The organism is Deltaproteobacteria bacterium, from assembly GCA_026712905.1.
GTDB lineage: Bacteria > Desulfobacterota > Binatia > UBA9968 > JAJDTQ01 > JAJDTQ01.
Genome location: JAPOPM010000018.1, coordinates 1 through 9168 on the forward strand (window position 1 = coordinate 1; position 9168 = coordinate 9168).

The 9168-nt window shown below is 66.2% G+C and carries 8 protein-coding genes; 2 read left to right on the forward strand and 6 right to left on the reverse strand.

Translation table 11 applies throughout. The features are described from left to right. Positions 1-168 precede the first annotated feature (168 nt). A complete protein-coding gene (locus OXF11_01005; GenBank protein ID MCY4485684.1) occupies positions 169-873 on the reverse strand; it encodes an isochorismatase family protein in 705 nt (234 codons plus the stop codon). 122 nt (positions 874-995) lie between these two features. Between OXF11_01005 and OXF11_01010 the strand changes: the two genes are divergently transcribed. After that, entirely contained in the window at positions 996-1859 is an 864-nt protein-coding gene (locus tag OXF11_01010) for a DMT family transporter (protein ID MCY4485685.1), read from the forward strand. Between the two features lie 110 nt (positions 1860-1969). Here the strand turns inward: OXF11_01010 and OXF11_01015 are convergent, their stop codons facing one another. The 3 genes from OXF11_01015 to OXF11_01025 are packed head-to-tail and all read right to left on the reverse strand — an operon-like array spanning position 1970 to position 4899. Next, positions 1970-2611, reverse strand: a complete 642-nt coding sequence (locus OXF11_01015) for a Maf family protein (protein MCY4485686.1) — start codon at positions 2609-2611, stop codon at positions 1970-1972. A gap of 37 nt (positions 2612-2648) precedes the next feature. Further along, a complete protein-coding gene (locus OXF11_01020) occupies positions 2649-3731 on the reverse strand; it encodes a tRNA-dihydrouridine synthase (GenBank protein MCY4485687.1) in 1083 nt (360 codons plus the stop codon). A 19-nt stretch (positions 3732-3750) separates the two neighbouring features. Continuing rightward, the gene (locus OXF11_01025) at positions 3751-4899 is read right to left on the reverse strand and encodes a flavodoxin-dependent (E)-4-hydroxy-3-methylbut-2-enyl-diphosphate synthase (protein MCY4485688.1); all 1149 of its coding nucleotides are present in this window, start codon (positions 4897-4899) and stop codon (positions 3751-3753) included. Positions 4900-5062: 163 nt separating this feature from the next. Between OXF11_01025 and OXF11_01030 the strand changes: the two genes are divergently transcribed. Then, a complete protein-coding gene (locus tag OXF11_01030) occupies positions 5063-7171 on the forward strand; it encodes a carboxy terminal-processing peptidase (protein MCY4485689.1) in 2109 nt (702 codons plus the stop codon). A 59-nt stretch (positions 7172-7230) separates the two neighbouring features. Here OXF11_01030 and OXF11_01035 read toward each other — a convergent pair whose 3' ends face one another. Both OXF11_01035 and OXF11_01040 read right to left on the reverse strand, forming a co-directional pair. Continuing rightward, positions 7231-8019 carry an SDR family NAD(P)-dependent oxidoreductase gene (locus OXF11_01035; protein MCY4485690.1) on the reverse strand — a complete coding sequence of 263 codons (789 nt, stop codon included), beginning with the start codon at positions 8017-8019 and terminating at the stop codon, positions 7231-7233. A gap of 90 nt (positions 8020-8109) precedes the next feature. After that, positions 8110-9033, reverse strand: coding sequence for an ABC transporter substrate-binding protein (locus tag OXF11_01040; GenBank protein MCY4485691.1), 924 nt, complete (start codon positions 9031-9033; stop codon positions 8110-8112). Positions 9034-9168 lie beyond the last annotated feature (135 nt).

The following is a 9168-nucleotide window of genomic DNA, read 5'->3' on the forward strand; positions in this document are numbered from 1 at the left end:
ACACCGTGTTGACCATGTGTTGATTGTTCCGGCGCGAATCATCGCGTCTTTCAAGAGGAGCGGTTTACTTATTTGTTTTCAGCTAGTTATGGGCGGCGGGCGGTTGGCTGAACCCAACACGGCCAAGTTTCAAACCCGCCCCCCTTGCTTTCAGGATTCGATGGCCGCCTACACGGCCTTCTTGAGCGGCTGCGCCTCGAAGTGCTGCTTCACCTCCGCCAGCTTCATGACGTCGGCGTACTTATGGTGCAGGTCGAACAGGTTGACCTTGTGGGAGATGATGCTGCGGTCGAAGACGCATTCCTCGACGATGGAGACATGGTAGCCGTTGGAGTAGGCGTCCACCACGCTCGCCCGAACGCAGCCGCTGGTGCTCTCGCCGCACACGATCAGCGAGCTGATGCCGAGCCGGGTCAGGTGGGCGATAAGCGGCGTGCCGTAGAAGCCGCTGGCGCGTTCCTTGTAGATGATGATGTCTTCGGGCTGCGGCGCGAAGTCCTTGTAGATCTCGAAGTCGTCCGGGTCTATCCCGGTAATCTGGCGGTTCGTGGCGTGCACCGCGGCGGGCTGCACCTCTTTTCGCGACTCGGTGGTGGTGTAGAAGATCGGCAGTCCCTGGGCGCGGGCCAGGGCGAAGAGTTCCTTGGTGGGCTCGATCGCCTCGAAGGCGTTGATGCCGCACGAGCTCTTGTATTCCTTCACCACCTCGTGCACCGGCTGGGGGCCGCCCCGGTAGGCGAGGTTGTAGAGATCGATGGCCAGCAGCGCGGGGCGCCCGCCGACGTAGATGTCCCTGCGGTAGGGCTTGTAGATGTCCATGATCTCCTCGGTGACGAGGTCCTGCCAGCAATGATCTTCGAATTTGTCCACCATGGGGGATTCTCCTTGTCGGGTGTGATGTAGACGTGATAGCGCCTCACGCTCCACGGTGTCAACAGTTTCGCCGCGCCGGCGCGTTCGCATTCGCGCGCGCCAGCCGTTAGTTTTTCCTGCCCATGTGGTTCGTGCTGGCGCTCCTGTCCGCTCTGTTCCAGGTGTTGCGCAACATCTCGATGAAGCACCTGGGACACGAGCTCGACGACATCATCAACGTCTGGGGACGCTTCACCTTCCTGTTGCCGTTCGTGGCGGTGGCCTCGGTATGGCACGGTGCCCCGGAGCTGAAGGACGGTTTCTGGCCCTGCGTCATCGGCTTCGGCGTGACCCAGTCCATCGCCACCCTGAGCCTCTCCAAGGCGCTCAAGCTCTCGGGCATCGCCATCGTCACGGCATTGTGGAAGCTGAGCCTGCTGTTCCTCGTGCTCTTCGCCTACGTGTCCCTGCACGAGATACCCTCGGCGATGGGGCTGGCGGGCGTGCTGCTCAGCACGGCGGGCGTCTATCTCCTCAACGTGCAGAAGAGCCGCATCTCGGTGTGGGCGCCGTTGCGCGAGCTGCTGGTGGACCCGGGACTTCGCTATACCCTGGCGGCGGCGTTCTTCTACGCCCCGTCGGTGGTGCTGATCAAGCTGCTGATCCTGCGGTCGGACGTCTACGTCGCCAACCTGGCGGGTTATCTGGCCGCCTCCCTCATGGTGCTTCCCCTGGCGCTCTTCCGTTCGGCGGCGCATTTCCGCGCCATCCCGCGCCACGGCTCCGCGTTCATCGCCATGGGCGTGTGCGCGGCGCTCACGAGCATCTGCCACAGCCTGGCCTACGAGCTGACCCTCACCTCCTACGTGGAGGCCGTGAAGCAGACCGAGATCCTCTTCGCCCTGGCCGCGGGCTGGCTCGTGTTCAACGAGCGCGCCCGGGTGCGCGCCATCCTTCCGGGAAGCCTGACCATCCTGGCCGGCATGGTGTTGCTGCGGTTGAGCTGACCTCGCGATGACCAGGAGAGGCAGAGCCGCCGCGACTACGCCGCCGGCCGCGGCCGGGCGCCCGGAAAACCGGAGAAGCTCGCCCGGCAACGCCGGAAGGACTAATGGGTCTAGTCGGTCTCCGCGGAGACCCGGCTCCAGGTCCAAAGGGACCGTTCGCGGTACAATCGTTCGACGTCCGTGGGCACCTCCACGCCGGCGCGCCCCAGGACCGCGGCGATGGGCCGCAACGGCAGGCCGACCGCGGCGAGGTAGTCGCCGCGGATGCCCTCGATCAGCCGGTGGCCCTCGCCCTGGATGGAATAGGCGCCGGCCTTGTCCATGGACTCGCCACGAGACACGTAGGCGGCAATCTCGGTGCGGCTGGAATGGTGCATGCGGACGTCGATGCGATCCAGGTGCGTGTGTTCCCGGCCGGTCCCGGAATCGATCATCGCGACGCCCGTAAGGATCCGGTGCGTCCGTCCGGATAGCCGCTCGAGGATCGAGACGGCGTCGGCCGGGTCTTCGGGCTTGCCGATCTTCTTGTCATCCAGGGCGATCAGGGTGTCGCCCCCCACGACCATGGTCCGGGGCTCTCCGCAAGTGATCGAGCGCGCCTTGCCCAATGCCAGCGCCACGGCCTCCGCCTCGGGCGTGTGGTCGTCGTGAGTCGTCTCCAGGAAATCCGGGGGGCGGACTTCGAAAGGAAGGCCGAGAAGAGCGAGGATCTCGCGCCGCCGCGGTGAGGTGGAGGCCAGGATTATGCGCATGGAACGGTGCCGCGCGTCGTGCACGCGCCGGGGTCGCTCAGGCAGCGCCGACGATGCGCGCCACTTCCTCGGCGTTGCGTGCCCGCACCATCTGCGCGCGCCACTGCGCGGCGCCGCGAAAACCCTTGCAGTACCAGGCCAGGTGCTTGCGCATGGCGTGGAAGCGCCGTTCACCCCAGAGACTTTCGAAATGACGGCTGTGCTCCAGCAGCACCCGAGTGCGCTCCTCCCGGCTCACGTCGAGGCCGTGGCCGCTCGCCGGCGCGATTCCGGCCAAGGTGTCCTTGGCCCACTGCTTGTCGCGGAAGATCCACGGGTTCCCCATGGCCCCGCGCCCGAGGAGCACGCCGTCGACCCCGGTCTGCCGGATCCGGTCCACCGCGTCCGACATGGACTTCAGGTCGCCGTTGCCGAGGATCAGCGTCGGCAGGTCCCGCGCCAGCTCCACCGTGCGTTGGATGGCGTCCCAATCCGCGAACCCCTTGTACATCTGCTTCAGGGTCCGTCCGTGCAGGGAGAGGGCGGCAGGTTTTTCCCCGAGCAGCACCGGGATCCACTCGTCCACCGCTACCTTGTCGTACCCCACCCGGGTCTTGACCGAGAGCGGGATCCTTTTCCGGGCAGGGAGAGGGACGCGCCCGCGATTCATGTGGCGGACCCTCTCCAGCACTTCGGGAGCGAAACCCACTTCCTCCAAGCGCTGCCCCGCGGCCCAGTCTTCGATACCCCGGCGGGCGGCGCGGATGATGGTCACCGCCAGTTCCGGGTTGAGGATGAGCCCGGCGCCGCATCCCTTGTTGGCAACGTTCTTGGCCGGACACCCCATATTGATGTCCAGGCCATCGAACCCGAGCTCGCAGACCATGTGCGCCACCTTGTAGAACGCCTCGGGCGTGCGTCCGTAGATCTGCGCCAGGATGGGCCGTTCGCAGTCGCCGTAGGAGAAGTCGCGCACGAAGCTGTCCGCGCCGCAGCAGATGCCTTCCACGCTGGTGAACTCGGTCATGCACAGGTCGGGGCGGCCGTGCCGTGCCGCCACCAGGCGAAAGGAGGCGTCGGTGACGCCGTCCATGGGCGAGAGACCGATAATGGGTTTTTCGATGCGGTGCCAGAAGTCCATGGGACAGGCGGGAGGCGTTTCAGTCCAGAGCGCCTCCCCGCTCCTCGATCATTCCGTCCAGTTCGTCCTTGAGGCGCGGCAGGATCTCGTCGTACGGGAACGCTCCCAGCGGTTCGCTGCCGCGCTTCAGGTTGACGAACCGCGGCCCGCACCACAGGCCGAGGTCGGCGTCGTCGGTCTCGCCGGGGCCGTTGACCCGGCAACCCATGACCGCGATGGTGATGGCGTGCTCGGCGGCGTAGGCGGTCATCTCCTTGACCTGCTGCGCCAGCTCCACGAAGTTCTCGTTCTCCACGCGCGAGCAGCTCGGGCAACTGATGATGTTCAGGGAGTCGAGGCCGTAGTCCACGACGCTGCGCACCCGGCCCTCGGCGATGTCGGCCAGGATCTCGCGTCCGGCCACGATCTCCTCGCCCTTGCGCGCGTTGGGCACGGTCAGGGACACCCGGATGGTGTCGCCGATGCCGCGGCTGATGAGCTGCTCGAATGCGATGCGGGTCTTGATGATGCCATCCGGCGGCAATCCCGCCTCGGTCACGCCAAGATGCAGGGGCACGTCCGGGCGCTCTTCGGCGAACCGCTGGTTGACCTCGATGACCTTGGCCGGATCCGAGTCCTTGAGCGAGACGCAGTAGCGCGTGTAGCCGATGCGGTCCAGCAGATCGCAGTGCTCCCAGGCGCTCGCAAGCATGGGCGAGATGGAGTCGTCCTCGGGAAACTTCCCCCGCTGCGCGGGGTCCACCGAGCCGCAGTTGACGCCCACGCGCATGGCGCAGTCGTGGGCCGTGGCCACCTCCGCCAGGAACTTGACCTTGTCCTGCCAGGTCTTCCGGCGCTCGTGGTGGTGGAGATGGCCGGGGTTGTAGCGGAGCTTGTCGACGTGCGGCGCCACCGCACTGGCCAGTCGGTAGTTTTCCTGGAGGTCCACGGACAGGTTGGCATCGGTGGCGCCCCGTATGGCCGCCAGCGCCGCCGCATCCTTCTTGCTGTCCACGGCGATGCGGATCACGTCGGCTCCAGCCTTCGCCAGGGCCTTGACCTGTGCCACCGTCGCCGCGACGTCCTGGGTATGGGTGGCGCACATGCTCTGCACGGCGATGGCGTGATTGCCCCCGATGACGGCGGTGCCGATGCGAACGGTGCGGGTGGGATTGCGCGGCAGTTTCATTGGATCGTGCCCCTCCGGTACACGGTACATCCGGCTTCAAGGCTAGCCTGAATGGTCCCTTGAAGCAACTTGGCGGGCTCGCGGTTCCCGGCGGACGCACGGAGTCTCGCCTTGATGCAGGTATGGATTCGGACTAGGATGACCGGGTAGCCAAGGAGAACCGATGAAGACCGCACGCACGCGCCGCCGCCTGACAGCCGTCGCCACCGTACTCTGTTTGCTCGCAATCCTTTCGGCGGTCTCCTCGTGGAGCCAGAAGGACCCGACCGCGACACCCGGTGAGTTGCAGCCGGACCCGGACCACTCCCGCATTACCGCCGAGATCCTTCAACGCCTCACGCGCGGCCACTACAACTCCGTCACTCTTGACGACAAGGTATCGGGGCGTATTTTCGACTCCTACATCAGGGCGTTGGATCCCGCGCGACGCTACTTCTTGAACGCGGACATCGAGGAGTTCGATCCCCTCAGGACGCGTTTCGACAACCTCATCAGTGGAGGTGATCTCGACCCGGCCTTCAAGATCTTCAACCGCTACCGTCAACGGCTGGGCGAACGGCTCCGGTTCCTCATCGGTATTCTCGACGACGGGTTCGATCGGCTGGATTTCCAGAAGGAGGAACGTCTCGAGCGGACCAACACCGCTTGGGCGGATTCCGGGGACGAACTGCGGGACCGGTGGCGCCGGCAGTTCAAGGGAGAGGTGTTGAACCGCCTGTTGGCGGGCACCGAGCGTGAAGAGATCCGAAAGGCGCTGCGGCAACGGTACGACAACCAGTTGAAACGCCTGGCGCAACAGAACAACGCCGACGTGTTCCGCGTCTACACCAACGCATACCTCCGGGCCATCGACCCACATACCGCGTATTTTCCGCCCCATCAGAGTGAAAACTTCAACATCCACATGAGTTTGTCGCTGGAAGGCATCGGCGCCGTGCTGCAGGATGACGGTGGCACGGTGAAGGTTGTCCGGCTGGTTCCGGGCGGGCCCGCGGACAAGGCGGGAGAGCTGCGCCCCGGGGACCGTATCGTGGGTGTGGCCCAGGGCGAGAACGGCGCAATGGTGGACATCCTCGGCATGCGCCTCGACGAGGTCGTCACCCTGATCCGCGGCCCCAAGGAGACCACGGTCCGACTCGAGATCATTCCCCAGACGAGCACGAACGAACAGCACAAGGTCATCCGCATCGTACGCAACAAGGTGGATCTGGCGGATCAGCAGGCCAGCAGCCAGGTGATGGAGGTGAAGGTCGGGCAGGGGACGCAGAAGATCGGCGTCATTCGCTTGCCGACCTTCTACGCCGACTTCGCGGCACAGCGCGCCGGCGACCCCAATTACAAGAGCACCGTGACGGACGTGAAGCGGCTGATCGCGGAGTTGGAGGACGCTGGTGTCAGCGGCGTGGTGGTGGATCTACGGAACAACGGCGGGGGCGCTCTCAACGAAGCCATCCGGCTCGTCGGCTTGTTCATTCGGACCGGTCCCGTGGTGCAAATCCGTGACGGGCGGGGGGTGATCGGCGTTCGTTCGGACACGGACCCGACTGTCGTCTACGACGGCCCGCTGGCGGTGCTGGTGAATCGACTCAGCGCCTCGGCTTCCGAGATCTTCGCGGGCGCGGTCCAGGACTACGGCCGCGGGCTGGTCCTGGGAGTGCAGACCTTCGGCAAGGGGACCGTGCAAACCCTGATGCCGATGAGCCAAGGCCATTTGAAGCTCACACAGGCCAAGTTCTACAGGATCTCGGGGGAGAGCACGCAACATCGCGGTGTGATACCGGACATCGAGTTTCCGGGCATGGTCGACAAGACGGAAGTGGGGGAGAGTGCCCTGGATCATGCATTGGCGTGGGACGTCATCGACCGCGCGCGCTACGGCCAGGTCGGAGACACCGCACCCTTTCGCGAGGAGCTGCAGCTCAGGCACCGGGAGCGCACGAAGGCGGACCCGGACTTCACGCACTTGGTGACGCGCATCGAGCGTTTGCGGAAGGAGCGCGCCGAGACCACCGTCTCGTTGAGTGAGAAAACGCGCCGGGCCGAAAAGAAGAACGACGAGGCTGTCGAGTTGAAGAGCGAGAACGCCCGGCGGGCCGCCAAGGGCGAGAAGCCGTTCGCCAGCTTCGCCGAACTGGAGGACTACAACGAGAAGCAGGCCGGCTCCGACAATCCTCCGGAAGAAGACCCCATCCTGGACGAGGCGGTCCACGTCCTCGCCGACTTCATCGACCTTTCCCGATCGTCCGTGCCGGCACGGCGCCGCGGCACGTAGGGGCGATCGCGCGGTCCGTCGGGGCCACGGGACGGGAATCTCCCGCCGCGCGCGGCGGGCTATTCGCCGCCGTTGACGTCCACCACCGAGGCGTTGACGAAGGATGCCGCGTCCGAGGCCAGGAACAGCGCCACGCTCGCCACCTCATCGGGCTTGCCGTGACGTCCCAGGGCGATGTGCTCCAGCCCCTCCGGCTCGATGCGCCCGAGGCTCGTGCCCCCCGGCCGCGGCGTGTCGATGATGCCGGGCGCCACCGCGTTGACCCGCACCTCCGGTCCCCACTGATTGGCCATGTGAAAGGTCAGGTTCATGACGGCGGCCTTGGCGGTGCCGTAGGCGGCCATGTTGGGGCGCTCTTGCTTGGTGGAGCGGCCCGAGATGGAGCCGATGTTGACGATGGCGCCCTTGCCGCGCTCCTTCATGTGCGGCACCACCGCCTTGGAACACACGAAGGCGGTCTTGGCGTTGATGTCGTAGACTCCCATGAAGTCCTCGGGCGAAAGCTCCAGCAACGGCGCCCGCTGGACCGCGGGCATCTCCGGGTTGCGGCTGTAGGAGCCACCTGCCACGTTCAGGAGCACGTCGATGCGCCCGAACCGCTCCAGGGTGGTGGCCACCAACTGCTTCACCTGCTCCTCCTGGGACACGTCCACCGCCACACCGGCCGCACCCACCCCCAGGGCTTCGACTTCCGCCACCACCGGCGGGATGGAATCAGCCGGGAGCGACGCGATCATCACGTTGGCGCCCGCCTGGGCGAAGGCCAGCGCGCAACAGCGGCCGATGCCGCCGCTGCCGCCGGTGATGATGGTGGTGCGTCCTTCCAGGGAAAAGCGTGACAGGTCCATGAGTCTTCCTTCCGTTAGTCGCTCCGCCATGGACACTTGGCGAAGCTTACGACACGCGGGGCGGGGTGAAGTCGAAGGGCTTCGGCGTGCTCAGCCTTCCCACAAGTGGCTGAACTGCACCGCCACCACATCCTCGTAGGCAACGGGCGCGGCCAGCAGGCCGATGTCCTGGGCGAACCGGTTCATGCTCGTCACCACCGGCTCGGGGATCCGGGGATCGTAGTAGGGTGTATCGCGCTCGATGAGCGTGGCGATGAGCCCGGCCTCCTCGGGAGGGTACAGGGCCTTGCCCACGTCCGCCGCTCGTTGCGGGTCTTCCACCAGGGCCTTCTGGGTTTTGACCAGCGCACGTACGGCCGCGGCGGCGGCGTCGGGGTTCTCGGAGATGACCCGGTCCGAGGTGATGAGGGCGGGGAAGGTGTAGCCGCGCGCATCGGGAGGTCCCTCGCCGCGCCGGATGTCCACGACGACGGTGCCGGCGCCGTGGCGCACGGCCACCTCCGCGCCCATGCCGTTGGCCCAGAAGCCGTCGATGGCGCCCTCGGAAAGGGCCTTGGCCGCGGTCACGCCGAAGGAGACCCCGGCCGCGGTGGCGCCGGGCACGGGACCGATCTCGATCTTGTTCGCCTCGGGGTCGAGGCCCGCGGCCTTGAGCATGCGTCGGAGTCCGAGGTCCACCCCGGGAGCGGCGCCGATGCGCAGCCCCTTGACGGCTTCGAGGTCGCCGCGCTGGACCCCCAGGTCCGTCCGTAGCACCAGGAACCAGTACATGTGCTGGGCCAGCGCCGCGAGCAGCTTGGCCCCCTTCCAGTCCGGGAACTGGGTGAGGGTGGCGTGGGACGAGGCGGCCACGAAGTCGAGCTTGTGGTCTCTCAGGGCCTCGAGGGTGGCGGGGACCGGAAAGATGAGCTCCAGTTCCATGTCGAGGCCTTCGTCCTTGAAGAAGCCGAGTTCCACGGCGGCGATGGCGGGGAAGTAGGAGTTGGAGACGAAGTCGGGGAGTCCTAGGCGCATGGTGTTCCTTTCGCGACGGGGGCGTTGGGGTGGGGTGTAGCGGATTCGGTGGGGGGATGCAAAGCGGGGATGGCAGGATGGCGGGTCAGGTGCCCCCGGTGATGGAGGGCGGACCCAACATCACCGGGGGCACCT